Annotated in this window: 22 protein-coding genes; 8 read left to right on the forward strand and 14 right to left on the reverse strand. The window is 69.6% G+C overall.

The window, feature by feature from the left end; all coding sequences use genetic code 11:
• The first annotated feature begins 2 nt into the window (after positions 1-2).
• Both G9U51_RS09245 and G9U51_RS09250 read left to right on the forward strand, forming a co-directional pair.
• Entirely contained in the window at positions 3-818 is an 816-nt protein-coding gene (locus G9U51_RS09245) for a 2-phosphosulfolactate phosphatase (protein WP_166196279.1), read from the forward strand.
• Positions 815-1,180, forward strand: coding sequence for a metallopeptidase family protein (locus tag G9U51_RS09250; protein ID WP_166196281.1), 366 nt, complete (start codon positions 815-817; stop codon positions 1,178-1,180). Before G9U51_RS09245 ends, G9U51_RS09250 begins: the two co-directional genes overlap by 4 nt.
• Before the next feature lie 197 nt (positions 1,181-1,377).
• Here the strand turns inward: G9U51_RS09250 and G9U51_RS09255 are convergent, their stop codons facing one another.
• The 10 genes from G9U51_RS09255 to G9U51_RS09300 form a co-directional block, all read right to left on the reverse strand.
• The gene (locus tag G9U51_RS09255; RefSeq protein WP_166196283.1) at positions 1,378-1,791 is read right to left on the reverse strand and encodes a cytochrome c oxidase subunit 4; all 414 of its coding nucleotides are present in this window, start codon (positions 1,789-1,791) and stop codon (positions 1,378-1,380) included.
• Positions 1,788-3,542: an aa3-type cytochrome oxidase subunit I gene (gene ctaD, locus G9U51_RS09260; RefSeq protein WP_166196285.1), complete on the reverse strand. Its 1,755-nt coding sequence runs from the start codon at positions 3,540-3,542 to the stop codon at positions 1,788-1,790. Before ctaD ends, G9U51_RS09255 begins: the two co-directional genes overlap by 4 nt.
• On the reverse strand, positions 3,542-4,495 hold the full coding sequence (ctaC, locus tag G9U51_RS09265; RefSeq protein WP_328823401.1) for an aa3-type cytochrome oxidase subunit II: 954 nt from the start codon (positions 4,493-4,495) through the stop codon (positions 3,542-3,544). Before ctaC ends, ctaD begins: the two co-directional genes overlap by 1 nt.
• 68 nt (positions 4,496-4,563) lie before the next feature.
• The gene (gene aat, locus G9U51_RS09270) at positions 4,564-5,256 is read right to left on the reverse strand and encodes a leucyl/phenylalanyl-tRNA--protein transferase (RefSeq protein WP_166196287.1); all 693 of its coding nucleotides are present in this window, start codon (positions 5,254-5,256) and stop codon (positions 4,564-4,566) included.
• Between the two features lie 17 nt (positions 5,257-5,273).
• On the reverse strand, positions 5,274-6,260 hold the full coding sequence (locus tag G9U51_RS09275; protein ID WP_166196599.1) for a carbohydrate kinase family protein: 987 nt from the start codon (positions 6,258-6,260) through the stop codon (positions 5,274-5,276).
• Positions 6,261-6,360: 100 nt separating this feature from the next.
• Complete coding sequence (gene erpA, locus G9U51_RS09280) at positions 6,361-6,729, reverse strand: iron-sulfur cluster insertion protein ErpA (protein WP_166196289.1); 369 nt, start codon at positions 6,727-6,729, stop codon at positions 6,361-6,363.
• 89 nt (positions 6,730-6,818) lie between these two features.
• Positions 6,819-7,871, reverse strand: coding sequence for a glycerate kinase (locus G9U51_RS09285; RefSeq protein ID WP_166196291.1), 1,053 nt, complete (start codon positions 7,869-7,871; stop codon positions 6,819-6,821).
• Complete coding sequence (locus G9U51_RS09290; protein ID WP_166196293.1) at positions 7,868-8,680, reverse strand: nucleotidyltransferase domain-containing protein; 813 nt, start codon at positions 8,678-8,680, stop codon at positions 7,868-7,870. Before G9U51_RS09290 ends, G9U51_RS09285 begins: the two co-directional genes overlap by 4 nt.
• Positions 8,677-9,708 carry a glutathione S-transferase family protein gene (locus tag G9U51_RS09295; protein WP_166196295.1) on the reverse strand — a complete coding sequence of 344 codons (1,032 nt, stop codon included), beginning with the start codon at positions 9,706-9,708 and terminating at the stop codon, positions 8,677-8,679. Before G9U51_RS09295 ends, G9U51_RS09290 begins: the two co-directional genes overlap by 4 nt.
• The gene (locus G9U51_RS09300; RefSeq protein WP_407941434.1) at positions 9,701-11,059 is read right to left on the reverse strand and encodes a dipeptidase; all 1,359 of its coding nucleotides are present in this window, start codon (positions 11,057-11,059) and stop codon (positions 9,701-9,703) included. The genes G9U51_RS09295 and G9U51_RS09300 overlap by 8 nt, the downstream gene beginning before the upstream one ends.
• Before the next feature lie 228 nt (positions 11,060-11,287).
• Between G9U51_RS09300 and G9U51_RS09305 the strand changes: the two genes are divergently transcribed.
• Positions 11,288-11,875 (forward strand): DUF3043 domain-containing protein, encoded by a 588-nt coding sequence (locus G9U51_RS09305; RefSeq protein WP_166196297.1) that lies wholly within the window; start codon positions 11,288-11,290, stop codon positions 11,873-11,875.
• A 376-nt stretch (positions 11,876-12,251) separates the two neighbouring features.
• On the opposite strand, the gene G9U51_RS09310 is transcribed toward G9U51_RS09305, so the two are convergent.
• Complete coding sequence (locus tag G9U51_RS09310) at positions 12,252-12,443, reverse strand: hypothetical protein (protein ID WP_166196299.1); 192 nt, start codon at positions 12,441-12,443, stop codon at positions 12,252-12,254.
• A 102-nt stretch (positions 12,444-12,545) separates the two neighbouring features.
• Here G9U51_RS09310 and G9U51_RS09315 point away from each other — a divergent pair, with 102 nt between their 5' ends.
• Positions 12,546-13,214, forward strand: a complete 669-nt coding sequence (locus G9U51_RS09315) for a DUF937 domain-containing protein (protein ID WP_166196301.1) — start codon at positions 12,546-12,548, stop codon at positions 13,212-13,214.
• Between the two features lie 51 nt (positions 13,215-13,265).
• On the opposite strand, the gene G9U51_RS09320 is transcribed toward G9U51_RS09315, so the two are convergent.
• Positions 13,266-14,417, reverse strand: a complete 1,152-nt coding sequence (locus G9U51_RS09320) for an NAD(P)-dependent malic enzyme (RefSeq protein WP_166196303.1) — start codon at positions 14,415-14,417, stop codon at positions 13,266-13,268.
• A gap of 113 nt (positions 14,418-14,530) precedes the next feature.
• On the opposite strand from G9U51_RS09320, the gene G9U51_RS09325 reads away from it, so the two are divergent.
• Entirely contained in the window at positions 14,531-15,064 is a 534-nt protein-coding gene (locus tag G9U51_RS09325; protein ID WP_166196305.1) for a bifunctional adenosylcobinamide kinase/adenosylcobinamide-phosphate guanylyltransferase, read from the forward strand.
• Here the strand turns inward: G9U51_RS09325 and gcvT are convergent.
• Positions 15,061-16,158: a glycine cleavage system aminomethyltransferase GcvT gene (gene gcvT / locus G9U51_RS09330; RefSeq protein WP_166196307.1), complete on the reverse strand. Its 1,098-nt coding sequence runs from the start codon at positions 16,156-16,158 to the stop codon at positions 15,061-15,063. The genes G9U51_RS09325 and gcvT overlap by 4 nt on opposite strands.
• Before the next feature lie 82 nt (positions 16,159-16,240).
• On the opposite strand from gcvT, the gene G9U51_RS09335 reads away from it, so the two are divergent.
• A complete protein-coding gene (locus G9U51_RS09335) occupies positions 16,241-17,731 on the forward strand; it encodes a leucyl aminopeptidase (protein WP_166196309.1) in 1,491 nt (496 codons plus the stop codon).
• Positions 17,732-17,800: 69 nt separating this feature from the next.
• On the opposite strand, the gene G9U51_RS09340 is transcribed toward G9U51_RS09335, so the two are convergent.
• The gene (locus tag G9U51_RS09340; protein ID WP_166196311.1) at positions 17,801-17,992 is read right to left on the reverse strand and encodes a DUF5302 domain-containing protein; all 192 of its coding nucleotides are present in this window, start codon (positions 17,990-17,992) and stop codon (positions 17,801-17,803) included.
• A 169-nt stretch (positions 17,993-18,161) separates the two neighbouring features.
• Here G9U51_RS09340 and lpdA point away from each other — a divergent pair, with 169 nt between their 5' ends.
• Positions 18,162-19,538 carry a dihydrolipoyl dehydrogenase gene (gene lpdA, locus G9U51_RS09345; protein ID WP_166196313.1) on the forward strand — a complete coding sequence of 459 codons (1,377 nt, stop codon included), beginning with the start codon at positions 18,162-18,164 and terminating at the stop codon, positions 19,536-19,538.
• 44 nt (positions 19,539-19,582) lie between these two features.
• Positions 19,583-21,481 (forward strand): 2-oxoglutarate dehydrogenase, E2 component, dihydrolipoamide succinyltransferase, encoded by a 1,899-nt coding sequence (sucB, locus tag G9U51_RS09350; RefSeq protein ID WP_166196315.1) that lies wholly within the window; start codon positions 19,583-19,585, stop codon positions 21,479-21,481.
• Positions 21,482-21,623: the final 142 nt, after the last annotated feature.

Genomic DNA, 21,623 nt, shown 5'->3' on the forward strand with positions numbered 1-21,623 from the left:
CCATGACCGCTGCTGTCTGTGGGGCGCTGCCCGCCCACCAGCAACGGTCCTGGCCGGTTCGTGCTGTCTGGGGCGGCATCGGGGCGCGTTATCTGCTGGGCGACATCGGCGACGACCGGCCGGTGCTCGCGGTGGTGGTCGACGTGTTGAGCTTCAGCACCTGCGTCACGATCGCGGCGGACCGTGGGGCGAGCGTCTATCCGTATCGGTGGCGCGACCAGGGTGCTGCCCGGCTCGCCGAACGGGTGGGAGCGCAACTGGCGCGTCCGCGCCCCATCCCGGCCCCGGCTCGGCATACCGAACTCTCGCTGTCCCCCGCCGCGCTGTCCGGCACCACCCCGTATGACGCCCTCGTGCTCCCCTCCCCGAACGGGTCCACCATCTCCACCATGCTGCGTTCGTCCGGTGCGTCGGTCGTCGCGGGCTGCCTGCGCAATGCCCGCACGGTCGGCGAGTATGCCGCGGCGCATGTCGCGAGCGGCGGTGCTGTGCTGCTCGTCCAGGCAGGTGAGCATTGGCCGGATGGGTCACTGCGCCCGTCGGCGGAGGACCTCTGGGGCGCCGGCGCGATCCTGGCGCACCTGAGCGAGGCCGACCGCTCCCCTGAGGCCGAATTGTCGGTCGACGCCTGGCGCGCGGTGAAGCGCACCGTGGTGCCGCACCTGAAATCGTGCAGCAGCGGCCAGGAGCTGATCGAGAAGGGTTATCTCGACGACGTGCTGATCTCCGGGGCGCTGAACGCGAGCGACGCTCTGCCGGTGCTGCAGGACGACGGCGCCTATCGCGACCTGCGCCGCACGGTGGCGCCGGCGTCGTGATCACGCTGTCGGACGAGGATTTCGACGCATGCGTGGACGATGCGCTCGACTCGATCCCGACGCAACTCACCGACCGCCTCGACAATGTCGCCGTCCTCATCGAAGACGAACCGTCGGCCGACCAGCTGCCGCCGGAGGGCACGCTCTTCGGGCTGTATGTCGGCACGCCCCTGCCCCAGCGGATGAGCGGCTGGGAGTATGGCGCGCTGCCCGACCGCATCTACATCTTCCGCGGACCGTTGCGGCGAGCCTGTCGATCGGTGCCCGAACTGCGAGAACAGATCCGGGTCACCGTGTTGCACGAGATCGGCCACTATTTCGGCATCGACGACGACCGGCTGCACGAACTCGGCTGGGCCTAGCGTCGTTCGTCGTGGTGCGTCCGCGTCTGCGCACGAACGGTGGTGCGAATCTGCGGACGCTGGTATGCCGCGGTACCGGTGTGTCCGCGTCTGCGCACGAACGGTGGTGCGGATCCGCGGACGCTGGCATGCCGCGGTGCCGGTGTGTCCGCGTCTACGCACGAACGGTGCTGCAGATCTGCGGACGCTGAGCGGGCTCAGATGGCGTCTTCGCCCTTGAAGTACTCGAACGTCCAGCCGATCACGGCCAGGACGAGCAGCGGCATCGCCAGGATGACCAGCCACCAGCCGACGGCCGCGCCGAACATCACCAGGCCGCAGGCGGCACCCAGGAAGAGCGGCCACCACGAGTGCGGGCTGAAGAAGCCGTAGTCACCCTCGATCGCGGCGATGTCACCGTCGGGGTCGTCGTCGGGGCGCAGGTCGGTCTTGCGGCCGGTCCACCAGAAGAAGAACCCGCACATGATGCCCAGGCCCGCGGTGAGGATCAGCGCGACCAGGCCGACCGGCTCCAGCCCCTGCGGGCTCTGCGCGGTGAAGATCCCGTAGATGACCGCCATCGTGACCGCGAACAGGCCAATGAAAACGAAGAGTTTGGCCTCGGTCTTCATCGGGTGCCCTCACTGTCACGGGAGTCGGTGCCGGATCGGGCGCCGAGCTTTTCCAGCACGTCCTGCGACGGGCGCACCGCCTGACCGGAGGCGACCTCCGGGTGGTGCAGGTCGAAGGCCGGCCGCTCGGAGCGGATCCGCGGGATCGAGTCGAAGTTGTGCCGCGGCGGCGGGCAGGAGGTGGCCCACTCCAGCGACGCGCCATAACCCCAGGGGTCGTCAGTCTCGACCAGGGGCGCGGTGCGCCAGGTCTTCCAGACGTTGTAGAGGAAGGGCAGCATCGACAGACCGAGGATCAGCGACCCGATGCTGGACAACTGGTTCATCCAGGTGAAGCCGTCCTCGGGCAGGTAGTCGGCATACCGGCGCGGCATCCCTTCGACGCCCAGCCAGTGCTGGATGAGGAAGGTCATGTGGAAGCCGATGAACAGCATCCAGAAGTGGATCTTGCCGAGCGGCTCGTTGAGCATCCGGCCGGTGAGCTTGGGCCACCAGAAGTAGAACCCGGCGAACATCGCGAAGACGACCGTGCCGAACACCACGTAGTGGAAGTGGGCGACCACGAAGTAGGAGTCGGTCAGGTTGAAGTCCAGGGCCGGGCTGGCCAGGATCACGCCGGTCAGACCACCGAAGAGGAAGGTCACCATGAACCCGAGGGCCCACAGCATCGGGGTCTCGAAGGTGAGCGAGCCGCCCCAGATGGTGCCGACCCAGTTGACGAATTTCACGCCGGTCGGGACCGCGATCAGCATCGTCATGATGGCGAAGAAGGGCAGCAGCACCTGGCCGGTGGCGTACATGTGGTGCGCCCACACGCTCACCGACAGCGCCGCGATCGCGATGGTCGCGAAGACCAGCGACTTGTAACCGAAGATCGGCTTGCGCGCGAACACCGGCAGCACCTCGGAGATGATGCCGAAGAACGGCAGCGCGATGATGTAGACCTCAGGGTGACCGAAGAACCAGAACATGTGCTGCCACAGCATCGCGCCGGCGGTCTGCGGGTCGAAGACGTGCGCGCCGAGCACCCGGTCGGCGCCCAGGCCGAACATCGCCGCGGCGAGCACCGGGAAGACGACCAGCGCCAGGATCGAGGTGATCAGCACCGTCCAGGTGAAGATCGGCATCCGGAACATCGTCATACCGGGCGCGCGCATGCACACGATCGTGGTGATGAAGTTGACCGAGCCCAGGATGGTGCCGAAACCGGTCAGCGCGAGGCCGAAGACCCACAGGTTGCCGCCGAGGCCCGGGCTGTAGGTGGCGTTGGACAGCGGCGAGTAGGCGAACCAGCCGAAGGCCGCCGCGCCCTGCGGGGTGAGGAAGCCCGCCGAGGTGATCAGCGCGCCGAACAGGTAGAGCCAGTAGGCGAACATGTTCAGCCGCGGGAAGGCCACATCGGGTGCGCCGATCTGCAGCGGCATCAACGCGTTGGAGAAGCCGGCGAACAGCGGCGTCGCGAAGAGCAACAGCATGATCGTGCCGTGCATGGTGAACAGCTGGTTGAACTGCTCGGGGTCGTCCACGACCTGCAGGCCTGGGGTGAACAGTTCCGCGCGGATCATCAGCGCGAGCACACCACCGAACAGGAAGAACGCGAAGGAGGTGATGAAGTAGAGGTTGCCGATCACCTTGTGGTCGGTGGTGGTGATCCACTTGACGATCGTGCGGCCCGGGTGCCGCTCGAAGGAGGACTTGGTGCGTGCCGTGCCACCGGTGCCCTCAGCAGTATGCGGAACGGTGGTAGCCATTACTTGCTCCCCTCGGTGACGATGTCCGAGTTGTCGACGCCCGGCGGCAGGTACTGCTGCTGGCCTCGTTCGAGACCGGAGCCCGCGCGAGCCATGGCGTTGCTGAGGAAACCGCTTTGTCCCCGCGCCTTCAGGGTGGCGATCTGCTTGTCGTAGTCGGCCTGGCTGACAACCTTGACGTTGAACAGCATCTGCGAGTGGTAGGCGCCGCACAGCTCGGCGCACTTGCCGCGGTAGGTGCCGATCTCGGTCGGGGTGACCTGGAATTTGTTCACCTTGCCCGGCAGCATGTCCATCTTCTGCAGGAACGAGATGACCCAGAAGGTGTGGATGACATCGCGCGAGGTGAGGACGAACTCGACCCGCTTGTTCACCGGCAGGTAGAGCGTCGGTATGGCGGCCTCCGCGCCGGGCTTGCCGGACAGCGTGTTGGCCTGGATGCCGTAGTCGTAGACCTTCTCATTGACGTAGTTGAAGTCCCACGACCATTGCTTGCTGACCACGTTGATCGTGACGTCAGGTTTCTGGCTGGTGTCCAGCATCTTGTTGTCGAGGTGCACCGTCTTGCCGAACAGCACCGCCACCATGATCACCGGCACGACGGTGAACAGGATCTCCAGCGGCATGTTGTAGGCGATCTGCGGCGGCAAACCGGTGTCGGTCTTGCGCCGGCGGAAGCGTGCCATCGCGTAGAACATCGCGCCCCACACGGCCACGCCGACGGCGAGTGCCCACAGCCAGGTGCCGACCCAGAAGCGCTCGATCTCGCGCGACAGGGAGGTCACGCCGTGCGGCAGGAAGCCACGCTTCTGCTGCTCGGTGCAACCGGTCAGGGAAATCGCGATCAGGCCGATGACCAGCGCCGATGCCAGCCGGCCGGGTCGCCGGCCGCGGCTGGACGAGGCCACGCCGGGGCGCTTGTCACGGGAGCGTGAGATGTGGGATGCGGGCACGGGGAAACGATATCCCAGGCCTATTCGTTCGTGTCGGCGGCCCGGCCCATGTCGGTCACCTCGAGCGTTCAGGTCCGGGTGTCCGCGAACGGCTCCGGCGCCGGCGCCCGCAGGGCGGTGTCCAACAGCCCGAGGTATGCCGACCGCGGCACCTCCCGCACGCCCTGTCGCGCCAGGTGGTCGGTCTGCCACTGGACGTCGATCAGCCGGTCGGTCGCGGCCGGACCGGAGAAGACGATCTCGACCAGGGCCCACAGCGCCACCTTGCTGGCGTCGGTGGCGATGTGGAACATCGACTCCCCCGCGAACAACCCGCCGATGGCCACGCCGTAGAGGCCACCGACAAGACGGTCATCGCCGTCGCGCACCTCGACCGAGTGCGCCCACCCGAGACGATGCAATTCGGCATACGCCCCGATGATCTCGCGGGTGATCCAGCGCCCGTCCCGGCTCGGGTCGGCGCAGGCGACCATGACCGCCTCGAAATCGTCGTCGACCGACACGCTGAACCGGCGCGCGCTGCGGCGCAGGGAACGCGACACATGGTGGTCGCCGGCGAGCAGCACGCCACGGCGTTCCGGCGAATACCAGCCATAGGGCGGGACGCCGTCGTGGCCGAGCCCCATCGGGAACAGGCCCCGGCGATAGGCGGCGAGCAGCGTGCCGGGTGCGAGATCCGCGCCGACTCCGGCCAGATCGCCCCGGACACGGCCCAGGTCGAGGTCGAGGTTGTAGGGCGACGGGGGCGGCTCGACCGGCATACCGGCTTGGGGTGCTCTCAGTCGCGGGGGGCCCGCAGGTGGCGGCGGACCGCTTCGCTGGTCTCCGGGCCGTAGGACTGCTCGAGCCGGCTGAGGAAGTCGGCCGAGCGCAGGTCGTATTCCTGGGTGCCCACGGTCTCGATGACATAGGTCGCGAGCATGGAGCCGACCTCGCCGCACTGCTGCAGCGGTAGGCCCCAGACCAGTCCGGCGAGGAAGCCGGCGCGGAAGGCGTCACCGACGCCGGTCGGGTCGGCGCGGCGCACCTCGCGGGCGACCGGGATCTCGATCGGGTCATCGCCCTTGCGCTGGATGACCGCGCCGTCCTTGCCCTTGGTGGTCACCTGCACCTCGACCTGGTCGAGGATCTCCTCGGGGCTCCACCCGGTCTTCTTGGCGACCAGGTCGGCCTCATATTCGTTGGTGAACAGGTAGGCCGCCCCGCGGATCAGGTCGCGGATGAACGGGCCCTCGCCGAAGGCCAGCTGCTGGGAGGGATCGGCGACGAACGGGATCCCGCGCGTGCGGCATTCGGCCGTATGCCGCAGCATCGCGTCCGGGTCGTTCGGGCTGACGACCACCAGGTCGAGGCCGCCGACGCGCTCGACGATCGGCTGCAACTCGATCGAGCGGGCCTCGGACATCGCACCGGCGTAGAACGTGGCGATCTGGGCCATGTCCTCGTCGGTGGTGCACACGAACCGGGCGGTGTGCTGGGTGGTGGACACGTGCACCGACTCACAATCCACGCCGTGCCGGTCCAGCCACGAGCGGTATTCGACGAAGTCCTCACCGACGGCGCCGACGAGCACCGGTCGCACCCCGAGGTTGCCCATTCCGAAAGCGATATTGGCCGCGATGCCGCCCCGGCGGATCTGCAGGTCCTGCGCCAGGAAGGACACCGAGATCTTGTCGAGCTGCTCGACGACCAGGGAGTCGGCGAACCGTCCGGCGAAGGTCATCAGGTGGTCGGTGGCGATCGAGCCGGTGACGGCGATATTCATGGCTTCCTCGGGGTCGGCGGTGACGGGCGACATCAGCACGACGCCCGCGACCGCCGAGAGTACGGCGGTCGCGGGCGTCGGTGCGGCTTTTCGGTGCGGCTCAGCTGAACGAGTCGCCGCAGGCGCAGGAGCTGCCGGCGTTGGGGTTGTCGATCGTGAAGCCCTGCTTCTCGATGGTGTCGGCGAAGTCGATGGTCGCGCCGTCCAGGTAGGGCGCGCTCATACGGTCCACGACGACCTCGACACCGTCGAAGTCGCGCGTGAGGTCGCCGTCGAGCGTGCGCTCGTCGAAGTAGAGCTGGTAGATCAGGCCGGAACAGCCGCCCGGCTGCACGCCGACGCGCAGGCGCAGGTCGTCACGGCCTTCCTGCTCCAGCAGGCTCTTCACCTTGCCGGCGGCGACGTCGGTGAGCACGACGCCGTGCGTCGCGGTCTCGGTCTGCGTGGCGTTGCTGCTGTCGATGCTCATGCAAGATCCTTGCCTCGGGTGCGGCCCCCTCTGCTGCAAGGGGCGGTCACTGGGGCAACCAGGACCGTGGTCCGGTTGTTCCCACGTCTCTAGGGTACGTCGCCGCGCGGGCCAGGCGTCCAGGTGCCCGCGATCCGTCCGGCGAGTCGCTCCAGCCCCGCCCGCGCGGCCGCGGCATCCGGGCGCTCGCGCCGGATCACCCCGGTCGCCGCGACCGAATAGGCGCCGGACAATCCGGTCGACATCACCTCGCGGCGGCCCACGTGCACCTCGTCGGCGAGCACGACCCCAGGCGTCGCGTCGGCGGCCGCGGCGTCGGCGACGGTGCGCAGGACGCTGTGCTCCATCAACCGCCAGTCGAAGACGGTCTCCACGATCACCACCAGTCCCGCCACCGCCACGCGCTGGTCCAGCCGGGCCAGCGTGGCCCAGTAGGACGGACCGGGGACGAGAGCCGCGCCGAGCGCGGCGAGACCATAAGCGAGACCTCCGCCGGCACCTGACCCCGGCATACGGTCGAGGTGAATCTGCTTGCCGGACAACAGGTCTCGGCTCGCGGGGACTGCGCGGCGGACCTCATCGACCCACTCGCCCATCTCGGTCTCCAGCCGCTGGGAGTCGGCCGGGTCGAGCCGCAACCGCTCCCCCGCTGCGGCCGCCGCGCCCTGGAAGCCGAGCAGTCCGCGGTCGTCGTCGACGACGGCGGTGAGCCGGGTGCCGGCGAGCCGCTCGCGCGCGGCGACCGGGCCGCCGAGCGCCTCGACCGCTCCCCGTCCTCCGTCGACCGTGGTCACTCCCCCGGTCGCGAGCACGATGTGCCGTATGCCGGCCCGCGCGAGTGCCGCGATCAGCTCACCGACCGGGGCGGTGTCGGGGGCCGGGACCGCATCGAGCACCTCGGCCGCCTCGACCCAGGCGGTGTCGCCGTCGCGCAGATAGGGCGCGCCGTCGTCGGCCAGCACCTGCTCCCCGCCACGCAGGGCACGCACCACATCGGCGAAGCCGCGCCCGCCGTCGGTGGCCGGCAGGGCCTCGACCGCGACCTGCGGCGCGGCCTGCGCCCAGGCGTCCCGGGCGGTCCGGGTGGCCTCGACCGGGCCGAGGCCGCCGAACCGGTGGCCGGTGACCAGCACCCGCTTCACGTGGCCAGCCCGTGCCGCCGCCAGTAGCCCTCGATCGCGTCCGCCGCTTCGGCCGGCCAGCTGCCGCCCGCAGATTCGTAGGCGGCTCGCCCGTGGGTCAGCATCGCCTCGCGGGCCGCGCGCATCGCTGCGATCACGCTGTCGCGATCGGCCGAGGGCAGCGGCAGCGCGGCGAGCAGCTCGGCCTGTGCGGGAGTGAGTTTGGCGCTCCACTGCTTGACGCCCATCGCGGGCAGCGGCCGATTGGCTTCGACGAAGATCAGGTAGAGCATCCGGTGCACGTTCTGCACTCCGACGCGGCCGAGCAGCCAGTCCTCGCGCGCAACGATCGCGGCCGGGAAGATCGCCTGCTGGCGCAGGAAGTCGGTGACCTGCCACTCCATCAGGTCGCGGTCCGGGCCTGGGTCGGACGGCGCGTCCGGCACGGGCGTGTCGCCGACGATCGGCAGTCGGCGGCGGTAGGGCGTGTCCGCCAGGTCGGCGGCGCGTTCGACCACGATGTCGCAGCGCAGGCCGTCACGGGTCGTGAAGGCGAAACTGCCCGGCATCGACGGGATCTCGAAGGTGATGACCGGGTCGATCGCCTTGTGCCACAACGTTTCTCCGGCCGCGGCGACCGCGTCGAACGCCTCGTCCGCCGCGGTCACGATCAGGTCGAGATCGCTGCCCGCGTCGGCGACACCGCGCGCGGCCGAGCCGCTGAGCCACAGCCCCACGAGCCGCTGGTCGCCCTCGACGACCTCGCGCACCCGGGCGAGCAGATCGGCATACCCCTGTTCCAAAGGTGCGATCGCCCGCTCGAGGTTCATCGCACCAGACCGTCCGGCCCGAGCAGCGGGTTGCCCTCGGGAGAGACGCGCTCGCCCTCCGGAATCGCGCCGGGCGGCGTGCCCTGGCCGAACGGGGAGCCGCCGAGCTTCTCCCGGCCGTGGGGGTCCAGCCAGTTCGACAGGTCCGGGCCGTCGGGGACGATGCCGGTGGGGTTCACGTCGTGATGCACGACGTAGTAGTGCTTCTTGATCTGGGCGAAGTCGGTCGTGTCGCCGAAACCGGGCGTGGTGAACAGGTCGCGGGCGTAGGCCCACAGCACCGGCATCTCCGACAGCTTGGACCGGTTGCACTTGAAGTGGCCGTGATAGACGGGGTCGAACCGCGCCAGGGTGGTGAACAGCCGCACGTCGGCCTCGGTGATGCTGTCGCCCATGAGATAGCGCTGGCCCTCGAGCCGCTCACTCACCCAGTCCAGCGCGGTGAACAGCCGGTCGTAGGCCTCGTCATACGCCTGCTGCTCGCCGGCGAAGCCGCAGCGATAGACGCCGTTGTTGATCTCGGTGTAGATCCGGCGCATCACCTGCTCCATCTCCTCGCGCCGGTCGGCCGGCCACAGGTCGGGAGCACCCTCGCGATGGAACTTCTTCCACTGGAAGAAGAAGTCCTCGGTGATCCGGGGGAAGTCGTTGGTGACGACCTCGCCCGAGGGGATGTCGACGATGGCGGGCACGGTGATGCCGCGCGGGTAACCCGGCTGCCGCTTCTCGAAGGCGTCCTTCAGGCGAGGTATGCCGAGCACCGGGTCGACGCCACCGGGGTCGAGGTCGAAGGTCCAGCTGTTGGCGTCGTGGGTCGGACCGGCCAGGCCCATCGAGATGGCGTCCTCCAGGCCGAGCAGCCGGCGCACGATGATCGTGCGATTGGCCCAGGGGCAGGCGCGGGCCGCGATCAGCCGGTAACGCCCCGGCTCGACCGGCCAGCCGCTCGAGCCATCGGCGGTGATCCGGTCGTTGATGTAGTTGGTGTCCCGGTTGAAGGACTTCTCGACATAACCCTTTTCAGCCACGGTGTTCTCCTAGCCGTTCGAGCAGCAAAGCCTCTGCGACACAGACCTTTTCGAATTCCCCGAGGTGCAAACTCTCGTTGGCTCCGTGCGCCCGGCTGTCCGGGTCCTCGACCCCCGTGACGAGGATCGCGGCGTCCGGGAAGCGCTCGGCGAAGGCCGCGACGAACGGGATCGACCCGCCGATGCCCATGTCGACGGGTTCGGTGCCCCACGCGTCGGCGAAGGAGGCCCGGGCTGCGTCGTAGACCGGCCCGGTCGCGTCCGCAGCGAATCCCTCCCCCTCGTCGTCCAGTTGTATGTCGAGCTGGGCGCCCCACGGGGCGTGCTCGCGCAGGTGCTGGGCCAACAGCTCGTATGCCGCCTTCGGGTCCTGGTCGGGTGCCAGCCGCATCGACACTTTGGCCCGAGCAGTCGGCACGAGGAGGTTGGCGGCGCGGTCCACCGCGGGCGCGTCGATGCCGATCGTGGTGATCGAGGGCTTGGTCCACATCCGGGTCAGCAGCGAGCCGGTCCCGACTGTGCCGACCCCGTCGAGCAGACCGGATTCGTCGCGCAACCGGGCTTCGTCATACGGCAGGTCACTGGCTTCGGACGCCGAAAGTCCTTGCACCGCAACGGTTCCGGCGTCGTCGTGCAGGCTGGCGAGGACGCGGATCAGGGCCATCAGCGCGTCCGGCACCGCGCCGCCGAAGATGCCGGAGTGCACCCCGTGGTCGAGGGTGCGGACGGTGACGACGACGCGGATCATGCCGCGCAAGGTGGTCGTGAGAGCTGGGGTGCCGATCTCCCAATTGGTGGAGTCGGCCAGCACGATCGCCTCGGCGCGCAGGAGCTCGCCGTGCTTGTCGAGGATCGCCGGCAGGGAGTCGGAGGCGATCTCCTCCTCACCTTCAACGAAGATGTTGACGCCGCACGGCGGCCGGCCGCCATGAGCCCGCAGCGCGGCGATATGAGCCATGACGCCGGCCTTGTCGTCGGCGGCGCCGCGACCGTAGAGGCGGCCGTCGCGTTCGGTGGGTTCGAAGGGCGGGGAGTCCCAGTCGGCGTCATCGCCGGGCGGCTGCACGTCGTGGTGGGCGTAGAGCGTGATCGTCGGCGCACCCTCGGGTGCCGGGATCCGGCCGATGACGGCGGGCCGGCCGCCCTCGCGCACCACCTGCACCTGCATGCCTTCGGCCTCGAGCAGGGCGGCGACCGCGGCGGCGCTGCGGTCCACCTCGGCCTGGTCGAAGGAGTCGAGCGAGACGCTGGGGATGCGTGCGAGATCCTTCAGATCCGACAGCACACCGGGCATGGCCGCGTGCACTCGATCGGTGAGTTCGGTCCGGCGCTGCAGGTCAAGGTCCACCACGGCGCCCACGGTAGCCGTGGCGCGCCGGCGTCGGTGGACCGCCTGGGCCTCTCGCCGGTTGAGGGAGCGGAGCGAGTCGAAACCCGCGCCGCGCACCGCCTAGGCCTCTCGCCGGTTGAGCGAGCGGAGCGAGTCGAAACCCGCGCCGCGCACCGCCTAGGCCTCTCGCCGGTTGAGCGAGCGGAGCGAGTCGAAACCCGCGCCGTGCACCGCCTAGGATGGTGAGTTGTGTTCGGCCGCAGCAAGAATGACGCCCCTCCCGCCACCGAGGCCGTGGAGGTGAACGAGGTCGCCACCAAGCCGGGTGGCAAGGGCCGGCCGACCCCCAAGCGCAAGGACGCCCAGGCCGCCCGCCGGGTGCCGATCGTCCCCACTGACCGCGAAGCCGCCAAGAAGGCAGCCCGCGAGCAGGCCCGCGCCCAGCGCATCAAGCAGCGCGAGGACATGGCCAAGGGCATCGAGAGTGCTCTGCCTCCGCGCGACCGCGGGCCGGTGAAGCGGTTCATCCGCGACAGCGTCGACGCGCGCTGGAATATCGGCGAGATCCTGATGCCGCTCATGCTGGTCGTGCTGGCGATGTCGATCGTGCCCAACCGGATGATCCAGAGCTTTGCGCTGCTGTTCGTGTGGCTGATCATCATGATCGGCGTGATCGACAGCGTGCTGCTGTGGCGCCGCCTGAAGAAGCGCATCACCGCCAAGTTCGGCGAGGAACCGCCGAAGGGCAGCGCCGCCTACACCGTGATGCGCGCTTTCCAGATGCGGATGGCGCGGATGCCCAAGCCGCAGGTTAAGCGCGGCACAAAAGTCTCCTGACCCGGAGGCGAGTGTCCGCACCTACGCACGAACGGTGGCGCACATCCGCGGACGCTGGGCGGGGACGGGTGCGAGCGTCCGCACTTGCGCACCAACGGTGCTGCACATCCGCGGACGCTGAACGGGGCCACCAGCGAGCGTCCGCACGTGCGCACGAGCGGTGGTGCGATTCTGCGGACGCTGGGCGGGGACGGGTGCGAGCGTCCGCACTTGCGCACGAACGGTGGCGCACATCCGCGGACGCTGCGCGGGACCGGAGGCGAGTGTCCGCACTTGCGCACGAACGGTGGCGCACATCCGCGGACGCTGAACGGGGCCACCAGCGAGCGTCCGCACTTGCGCACGAACGGTGGCGCACATCCGCGGACGCTGAGCGTTATGCCGGGTCGAGCGGCATCGGGCCGTAGACCACCTCGTCGCCGTGCACCAACGTCACGGCCGTCACACCCTCATCGGCGAGCTGCTGCCACGACTCCCCCAGCCAGGCCTCGGCGTCGGACTGCGTCGGAAACACCGGGGCCTGCGCGCCGGAGGCGCCGTCATACCGCCATGTCCATTCATCACTCACGCCCGTCAGCGTAGGGCGAACCCTCGCCGAGAGCTGCCCGCGCGCTCTAGTGTCGGAGGCGGGCGCCGGATCCGTCGGCGCCACGACACGGAGGACTAACCGATGAGTGCAGTGGACGACGCCCTGTCGCAGGTGCCGATGGACCAGCTCGCCGCGCAGGTGGGAGCGCCGGAAGACCAGACCCGTCAGGCCGCGCAGCAAGCGGCGCAGGCGCTGCTCGGCGGCCTGCAGGCCAACGCCCAGGACCCCGCTGGAGCGCAGTCGCTGATGGGTGCGCTGAACGACCACCAGGGCCGCACCCCCGATGTCAGCTCGGTGGACACCGGTGATGGCGCAGCCATCGTCAACAACATCTTCGGCGGCCAGCAGGACGAAGTCGCCAACCGCCTCGGCGGCCTGCCCGGCGGCAACAACGACCTGGTCAAGAAGCTGCTGCCGATCCTCGCGCCGATCATCCTCAGCTATATCGCCAACCAGGTGCAGGGCAAGGTCGGCGGTGGTGCCGCGCCACAGCCGACGCCGCAGCAGCCGGGTCAGCCGGCGCCCGCTCCCGTGCCGACCGACCCCTCCCAGCCCGCGCCCGCCCCGGGCCAGAACCCGGGTGACCAGGGCGGCGCGGCCGGCGGCGGACTCGGCGACATCCTGGGTCAGATCCTCGGTGGCGCCGCAGGTGGAGGCACGACCGGAGGCGCTGGTGGCGCGACCGGTGGTCTCGGAGGCGGCCTCGGCGGGATCCTCGGCGACATCCTCGGTGGCGGTCGCAAGGCCTAATGCCGTATGCCGAACGAGGGGCCGGTCCCAGCGGACCGGCCCCTCGTCGCGTCAGGCGCGGGCGACGACCGCTTCGGCGACGGCCGGGGCCACCCGCTCGTCGAACACGCTCGGCACGATCTCCTCGGCGGTCGGCTCGTCCACGAGGGCGGCGATCGCCTCGGCCGCGGCCAGCTTCATCTCCTCGGTGATCTGCTTCGCGCCGGCATCAAGCGCTCCGCGGAACAGCCCCGGGAAGGCCAGCACGTTGTTGATCTGGTTGGGGAAGTCCGAGCGGCCGGTCGCCACGACCTTGGCGTATTTGCGGGCCAGGTCGGGATGCACCTCGGGGTCGGGGTTGGCGAGCGCGAAGATGATGCAGTCGTGCTTCATCTTGGCCAGGTCCGACTCGGGCACCGTGCCGCCGGACACGCCGATGTAGACGTCGGCGTCAACGAGCGCGTCGCCGAGGCCACCGCGCAGCCCGAGCGGGTTGGTGGTGCGGGCGAGCTGGTGCTTGTGCTCGACCAGGTCGTTGCGGTGCGGCTCGATGATGCCGCGGGAGTCACAGACGATCACCTCGCGCACACCCGCGCGGCCGAGGATGTTGGCGATCGCGACTCCAGCCGCGCCCGCGCCGCCGATGACGACGCGCAGGTCGGCGAGCTGCTGGCCGGTCACCTTGACCGCGTTGATCAGCGCGGCGAGCGCCACGATCGCGGTGCCGTGCTGGTCGTCGTGGAAGACCGGTATGTCGAGCCGCTCCTTGAGCCGCCGCTCGATCTCGAAGCAGCGGGGCGCCGAGATGTCCTCCAGGTTGATGCCGCCATAGGTCGGGGCGATCCGCACGACCGCGTCGACGATGTCGTCGATGGTGCCCGGCTCAAGGCACACCGGCACCGAGTCCACCCCACCAAAGTGCTTGAACAACACCGACTTTCCCTCCATCACCGGCAGCGCTGCGACCGGGCCGATGTCGCCCAGGCCGAGCACCGCGGTGCCGTCGGTCACGACCGCCACGGTGTTCTTGCGGGTGGTGTAGCGGAAGGACAGGGACGGGTCCTCGGCGAGCGCCCGGCATACCTGCGCGACACCCGGGGTGTAGAGCTTGGACAGATCCTCGCGGCCGGCCAGCGGCTTGCTCGGCACGGACTCGAGCTTGCCGCCCTCGTGCGCTTCGAAGATCGGGCCGGAGGTGTCGACGGGGCCGGACGGTTCGGACATGCGGGGATCACCTCGTGCGTTGGGGGAACTGGCTCCCACTCTTGCAGATCGCCGGACGCGCCTGCCGGCGGTCCCACCGGGCGAACGCCGGACCCGCCATTAGAATCCGCTCCATGACGACGACCCTGGTCCTCGGCGGTGACAGCCGCAGCACTCTGCAGCACGCTCGCACGCTCCTGGGAGCCCAACCCGCGCTCGTCGTCCAACCGCGTGCCGAGGGCACGCCCGACCTGCGGTTCCTGCGCCGACCGACCGGCGATGTGCCGAAGGAGTGGCCGGTGGCGCAGGAGCTCGACGTGACCCGCACGATCCTGCGCGCCCGCCAGCCGGTGCTCGTCGACAACATCCCCGGGTGGGTCGCCGCGCAGCTCACGACCGCCGGCGCCTGGGGCGATCGCGACCGCGCCGCACAGATCGTCGACAACGCCGCCCACGAGTTCGCCGCCCTCTGGAATGCCGCCCCGTATCCCGCCGTGGCGCTCACCGATGACCTCGACGTGCAGGGTCCGGGCGAGAGCCCGGAGGCGCGCCTGCTGCAGGAGATGGTGGGCCGCGCCAACGGCATCCTCGCCGCGGTGAGCACGAATGTGCACTGGCTGGTCGTCGGCCGCGTGGTCGACCTCAGCAACGCCCCCCTGGTGCGTTAGGCCGTCTCGGTCTGCACGAACGGCGGTTTGACGACCGTCATCGGCAGCTCCCGGCCGCGCACGTCGACGACCACCTCATCGCCCTCGCCGACCGTCCTGTCCAGCAGCGCCAGCGCGATTCCCTTCTTCAGGGTCGGTGACATGGTCCCCGAGGTCACCTCGCCGATCACCTTGCCGTCGGCGTCCTTCACCTCGTTGTGAGCCCGAGGTATGCCGCGACCCGTGGCGAGCAGGCCCCACGTGAGCCGATAGTCCTTGGCGGCCTTCTGCTTTTCCAGCGCGTCCTTGCCCCAGAAGGCGTCCTTCTTCCAGCCGACGGCCCAACCCGCGCGCGCCATATTGGGCGTGATGTCCATGGACAGGTCGTTCCCGTGCAGCGGGTAACCCATCTCGGTGCGCAAGGTGTCACGCGCACCCAGCCCGCACGGCAGCCCGTCATACGGCTCCATGGCCTCGACGAGCGCGTCCCAGAGGGCGGGCGCGTCGTCCCACTTCGGGACCAGCTCGAAGCCCTTCTCCCCCGTGTACCCCGAGCGCAGCACGATCACCTCGCGCCCCTGCCAGGTCGCGGTCGTGAACGACATGTACTCCAGGTCGGTCGGCAGCCCGAGCGCCTCGACCACCTCGAAGGACTTCGGCCCCTGGACCGCGATGATCGCGTAGTCCTGGTGCTGGTCGGTGATCTCGATCCCTTGCGGCGCAACGGCTTTCAGCCGGCGGACGACCTCGGCGGTGTTGGCCGCGTTGGGCACCAGGAAGACCTCGTCGTCGGAGTGGACGTATTGGATCAGGTCATCGACCACGCCACCGGTCGCCTCGTCGCAGCACATCGTGTATTGCGCCTTGGGCGGCGCGACCTTGCGCAGGTCGTTGGTGAAACACGCGTTGACGAAGTCCGCCGCGCCCGGCCCGCGCACGAGCGCCTTGCCCAGGTGACTGACGTCGAAGATCCCGACCCGCTCACGGACCGCGGTGTGCTCACGCAGCACGCCACCACCCGGATATTCGATCGGCATCTGCCAGCCGCCGAAGTCGGCGAGCTTGGCTCCCAGAGCGACATGACGGTCGTGCAACGGAGAGGTGAGCAAGGTCATATCCCGGGAGGCTAGCGCGCCACCGTCGGCGTACAGTCGCCGAGGCAGCCCATCCACTTCCTGCGAGAGGACACGAACCATCGTGACCACCCTGACCGTCAGCGACCGCGCGGGCACGCGCATCACCCACCTGGCCGTGCTCACCGTCAAGGACGGCGACCGCGCTCGGGTCGCCGGCGCGGACGGCGTTTCCACCGAAACCGCTACCGCCGTCGATGCAGCCCTCAAGACCCTCAAGGCCACCGCCGACCCCGACGAGGTCGTGCGCCTTGCCGGCATCCCCGGCGCGGATGTCGTGCTCGCCTCCGGCAGCGGTCTCACGGCCGAGCCGACCGACGCCGACGCCGAAGCGGTGCGCCGCGCCGCCGGTGCGGCCGTGCGTGCGCTGACCGACGTCGCCGCGGCCACCTTCGCCTTCCCGGCGGGCACCGAGACGCTCGCAGCAGCGGTCGCCGAGGGCGCGCTCTTTGGTGCGTACACGTTCACGGCATACCGCTCGGGCAAGGCTCCGCAGCCGGTCGGCAAGGTGACCGTCGTGTCCCCGATCGGCCGCACGGCGGGCGTGAAGAAGGCCGCCGAGCGCGCCGCCGTCGTCGCCGAGGAGCAGGCCTGGGCGCGCGACCTGGTCAACACCCCGCCGCTGGACCTCTACCCCGCCTCCTTCGCCGACCTGGCCAAGAAGCACCTCGCCCCGCTCGGGGTGAAGGTGTCGATCATGGACGAGAAGCAACTGGCCAAGGCCGACTGCGGCGGCCTGATCGGCGTCGGCCGAGGCTCGGCCCGGCCGCCGCGGCTGGTCACGCTGAGCTACAAGCCGGCCAAGGCGAAGACGCATATTGCGTTGGTGGGCAAGGGAATCACCTTCGACTCCGGTGGTCTGTGCATCAAGCCGGCCACCGGCATGGTCACGATGAAGTGCGACATGGCCGGCGCCGCCGCCGTGGCCGCCGCGACCGCCGCGATCGCCCGCCTGGGATTGCCGGTGCAGGTCACGACCTACCTATGCCTCGCCGAGAACATGACCGGCGCGGACGCCCAGCGCCCGGGTGATGTGGTGACGATGCCCAACGGCAAGACCGTGGAGATCATCAACACCGACGCCGAGGGCCGCCTGGTGATGGCCGACGGGCTCAGCTTCGCCTCCAAGCAGCGCCCTGACCTGGTGCTCGATGTCGCGACCCTGACCGGTGCCGCGGTGCTCTCGCTCGGCCCGCGCACGACCGCGGTGCTGTCCAATTCCGACGAGACGCGCGCCGAAGTGCTCGACGCGGCGGCGGCCGCCGGCGAGGCGATGTGGCCGATCCCGCTGCTCGACGAGCTGCGCGCGGGCATGAAGTCGACCGTCGCGGACGTCAAGCACACCGGTGAGCGTCAGGGCGGGATGATCACCGCCGCGCTCTTCCTGCGCGAGTTCGTCGGCGACGACAAGGCCGGCAACCCGCTGCCGTGGGCCCACCTCGACATCGCCGGCCCGGCCTTCAACGAGGGCAGCGGCGCCTACGGCTACACCCCGGTCGGCGCCACCGGCCACCCGGTGCGCACGCTGGTCGCGCTCGCCGAGGCGCGCGCCTGATCTGATCCGGTATGCCGGAAGGGGCGGGGTCCGCGTCGGACCCCGCCCCTTCTGGTGTGTCTGGTCGGCTCAGCCGCCGGCCTTGCGCCGGAACATCTGCTGCGCGCCGGAGGTCTCCGGACCGTGCGAACCGGCCACCTTGGACTGGGCGGAGTGGTCGGAAACGTCCTTGCCGCCGTGCGCGTGCTTCTTGTCCAGAGCCTCGCGGAACTTGCGCTTCATGTCCTCGCTCGGCCCGTTGTCCTTCGCGCTGTCGGTCATGGGCGCCTCCTCATGGAATCGTCGACGTGCGTGTCGCACCACCTTCGCATCCGGCGAGCGCCACGGCCAGCGATATACCTGCACCGATCGCGGGCCCAGCCGTGGTGGCGCACCGCGGCAGTGCCAAGATGGGCCGAGCATTCACCGACACGCAAGGAGCGTTGTTCGCATGGCGCAGGCCGAGGCCACTCACGACATCGTCATCCTCGGTGGCGGCAGCGGGGGCTATGCGTGCGCCCTGCGCGCCGCCGAGCTCGGCCTGAAGGTCGCCCTGATCGAGAAGGACAAAGTGGGCGGCACCTGCCTGCACCGCGGCTGCATCCCCACCAAGGCGATGCTGCACGCGGCCGAGGTCGCCGACAGCGCCCGGCACGGCGAGACCTTCGGGGTGCGCACGACGCTGGCGGGCATCGACCTGCCCGGTGTCCACTCCTACAAGGACGGCGTGGTCGGGCGTCTGTACAAGGGTCTGCAGGGCCTGATCCAGGCCGGCGGCATCGAGTATGTCGAGGGCGAAGGACGCCTCACCGGCCCGCGCACCGTCACCGTCGGCGGCCGCGAACTCACCGGCCGCAAGGTCGTGCTTGCCACCGGGTCCTATGCCCGCACGCTGCCCGGGCTGGAGCTCGGCGAGCGCATCGTCACCAGCGACGGGGCCTTGCAGCTCACCGCGGTGCCCGAGCGCGTGGTCGTGCTCGGCGGCGGCGTGATCGGCGTGGAGTTCGCCTCGGTGTTCGCCTCCTTCGGCGCTCAGGTCACCATCGTCGAGGCCTTGCCCCGGCTGGTCGCGGCGGAGGACGAGGCGGTCTCCAAGCAGTTGACGCGCGCCTTCCGCAAGCGCGGCATCAAGGCGCTCACCGGCGTGCGCTTCGCCGGGGCCACCGAGACCGCCGACGGCGTGCAGGTCTCCCTCGAGGACGGCACGACCCTCGAGGCCGACCTGTTGCTGGTCGCGGTCGGCCGCGGCCCGGTGACCGAGGGCCTGGGCTATGAGGACCAGGGTGTGCAGATCGAGCGCGGCCACGTGATCACCGACGAACGCTGCCGGACTAGTGTCGAGGACGTGTACGCCGTCGGAGACATCGTCCCGGGGCTGCAACTCGCCCACCGCGGCTTCGCGCAGGGCATCTTCGTGGCCGAGGACATCGCCGGGCTCGACCCGCGGCCGGTGACCGAGTCCGGCATACCTCGGGTGACTTATTGCGATCCGGAGATCGCGTCCGTGGGACTCACCGAAGCGCAGGCGCGCGAGCAGTATGGCGACGTGGTCACCTACGAGTACAGCCTCGCCGGCAACGGCAAGAGCCAGATCCTGCAGACGCAAGGGTTTGTGAAGCTGGTGCGCACCACGGACGGCCCGGTCGTCGGCGTGCACATGGTCGGCGCGCGGATGAGCGAGCAGGTCGGCGAGGCGCAGCTGATCGTCAACTGGGATGCGCTGCCGGACGATGTTGCCGCCTTCGTGCACGCCCATCCCACCCAGAACGAGGCTCTCGGCGAGGCGCACCTCGCTCTCGCCGGGAAGCCGTTGCACGCCCATGCGTGAGATACCCCTGGACCACCGCCACACCGCACAAGGAGACTGCTTCCATGGCTGAACGCGTGACCATGCCCGCTCTCGGAGAATCCGTCACCGAAGGAACCGTGACGCGCTGGCTGAAGCAGGTCGGTGACGAGGTGGCGGTCGACGAACCGTTGCTCGAAGTCTCGACCGACAAGGTCGACACCGAGGTGCCCTCGCCGGTCGCCGGCACCGTGCAGGAGATCCTGGTCGAGGAGGACGAGACCGTCGCGGTCGGCGCCGACCTGGCCGTGATCGGCGACGGCCCGGCCGAGTCGGGTTCCGACTCCTCGGGTTCGTCTGGTTCGTCGGACTCCTCGGGTTCGTCCGACTCGTCTGGTTCGCCGGCCGAGCAGTCGGCCCCCGCGGACGAGCAGCCTGCGCAGGAGCCGGCGCAGGAAGCCGCACCGTCGACCGAGCAGGCGCCGCAGGAGGAGCCCACCAAGGACGACGCCAAGCAGGCGGCCCAGGGCGAGGACACCGGCGACGGCGAGACCGTCAAGATGCCCGCGCTCGGCGAGTCGGTCACCGAGGGCACCATCACCCGGTGGCTGAAGGCCGAGGGTGACGACGTCGAGGTCGACGAGCCGCTGCTCGAGGTCTCCACCGACAAGGTCGACACCGAGGTGCCCTCCCCGGTCGCCGGCAAGCTGTCCAAGATCCTGGTCCAGGAGGACGAGACCGTGCCGGTGGGCGCGGACCTCGCGGTGATCGGTGGGTCATCCGGTGGATCGTCTGGGGGTGCTGCCGCCGAGGCCCCCAAGCAGGACGAGGCACCCAAGGAACAGCCGAAGGACGAGGCACCCAAGGAGCAGCCGAAGGACGAGGCACCCAAGGAACAGCCGAAGCAGGAAGCTCCGAAGCAGGAGGAGAAGGCGCCCGAAGCGCCCCAGCAGGAATCTGCCCCGGCTCAGCCCGCCCCGCCTGCTCAGCCCGCGCAGCCGGCAGCTCCGGCTCAGCCCGCTCAGACCTCAGCTCCCGCGCAGTCCTCCGGCGGGGACTCCTCGGCATACGTCACTCCGCTGGTGCGCAAGCTCGCTCAGCAGCACGGCGTCGACCTGTCCTCGGTGCAGGGCAGCGGGGTCGGTGGCCGGATTCGCAAGCAGGACGTGCTCGCCGCGGCCGAGGCCAAGAAGGCGCCCGAGGCTGCTCCGGAAGCTGCGGCGCCGACCGGTGGCGAGACGACCCCCGCCAAGCCAACGACGGTCCCGGAGGTGTCCGCCAAGCGCGGCACGACCGAGAAGATGTCGCGGCTGCGCAAGATCATCGCCCAGCGGATGGTCGAATCGCTGCAGGTGTCGGCGCAGCTCACCGCGGTGGTCGAGGTCGACCTCACCAAGGTCGCCAACCTGCGCGCCCGGGCGAAGGAGAGCTTCAAGGCTCGCGAGGGCGTCAACCTGTCCTATCTGCCGTTCATCACGGTCGCGACGGTCGAGGCGCTCAAGGCGTTCCCGCAGGTCAACGCCAGTGTCGAGGGTGACGAGATCATCTACCACGCGCAGGAGAACATCGGCATCGCGGTCGACACGCCGCGTGGCCTGGTGGTGCCGGTCGTCAAGGACGCCGGAGACCTGTCGATCGCCGGTGTGGCCAAGAAGATCGCCGATGTCGCGGCTCGCACGCGGGACAACAAGGTGGCCCCGGACGAGCTTGGCGGTGGCACCTTCACGATCTCCAACATCGGCTCGAACGGCTCGCTGCTCGACACTCCGATCATCAACCAGCCGCAGGTCGCCATCCTCGGCACCGGTGCGCTGGCGAAGCGTCCGGTGGTGGTGACCGATGAGTTCGGCAACGACTCGATCGCGATCCGGCAGATGATGTACCTCGTGCTCACCTACGACCACCGCGTGGTCGATGGTGCCGACGCGGGGCGCTTCCTGTCGGCGATCAAGGCGCGGCTGGAAGAAGGCGCCTTCGAGGTCTGACGAAGCACGCAGCGCAGGTTGTCGGCGAGCGCAGCGAGTCGGCGGCCGAAGCGGAGTGCGAGGAAGACTGAGCAAAAGGCCCGAGGTCTGACTACACCCGTAGTAGAGGATTTCGGCGGTGATAGCGACCGCCTCCGGACTG

This window comes from Metallococcus carri, assembly GCF_011440275.1.
Classification (GTDB): domain Bacteria; phylum Actinomycetota; class Actinomycetes; order Actinomycetales; family Dermatophilaceae; genus Metallococcus; species Metallococcus carri.

What these genes read in the sequence shown, in the direction of transcription:
- G9U51_RS09245 (WP_166196279.1), top strand. Translation starts at nt 3, where the DNA reads ATGACCGCTGCTGTCTGTGGGGCGCTGCCCGCCCACCAGCAACGGTCC.
- G9U51_RS09255 (WP_166196283.1), bottom strand. Translation starts at nt 1,791, where the DNA reads ATGAAGACCGAGGCCAAACTCTTCGTTTTCATTGGCCTGTTCGCGGTC.
- ctaD (WP_166196285.1), bottom strand. Translation starts at nt 3,542, where the DNA reads ATGGCTACCACCGTTCCGCATACTGCTGAGGGCACCGGTGGCACGGCA.
- aat (WP_166196287.1), bottom strand. Translation starts at nt 5,256, where the DNA reads ATGCCGGTCGAGCCGCCCCCGTCGCCCTACAACCTCGACCTCGACCTG.
- G9U51_RS09275 (WP_166196599.1), bottom strand. Translation starts at nt 6,260, where the DNA reads ATGAATATCGCCGTCACCGGCTCGATCGCCACCGACCACCTGATGACC.
- erpA (WP_166196289.1), bottom strand. Translation starts at nt 6,729, where the DNA reads ATGAGCATCGACAGCAGCAACGCCACGCAGACCGAGACCGCGACGCAC.
- G9U51_RS09290 (WP_166196293.1), bottom strand. Translation starts at nt 8,680, where the DNA reads ATGAACCTCGAGCGGGCGATCGCACCTTTGGAACAGGGGTATGCCGAT.
- G9U51_RS09315 (WP_166196301.1), top strand. Translation starts at nt 12,546, where the DNA reads ATGAGTGCAGTGGACGACGCCCTGTCGCAGGTGCCGATGGACCAGCTC.
- G9U51_RS09320 (WP_166196303.1), bottom strand. Translation starts at nt 14,417, where the DNA reads ATGTCCGAACCGTCCGGCCCCGTCGACACCTCCGGCCCGATCTTCGAA.
- G9U51_RS09325 (WP_166196305.1), top strand. Translation starts at nt 14,531, where the DNA reads ATGACGACGACCCTGGTCCTCGGCGGTGACAGCCGCAGCACTCTGCAG.
- gcvT (WP_166196307.1), bottom strand. Translation starts at nt 16,158, where the DNA reads ATGACCTTGCTCACCTCTCCGTTGCACGACCGTCATGTCGCTCTGGGA.
- G9U51_RS09340 (WP_166196311.1), bottom strand. Translation starts at nt 17,992, where the DNA reads ATGACCGACAGCGCGAAGGACAACGGGCCGAGCGAGGACATGAAGCGC.
- lpdA (WP_166196313.1), top strand. Translation starts at nt 18,162, where the DNA reads ATGGCGCAGGCCGAGGCCACTCACGACATCGTCATCCTCGGTGGCGGC.
- sucB (WP_166196315.1), top strand. Translation starts at nt 19,583, where the DNA reads ATGGCTGAACGCGTGACCATGCCCGCTCTCGGAGAATCCGTCACCGAA.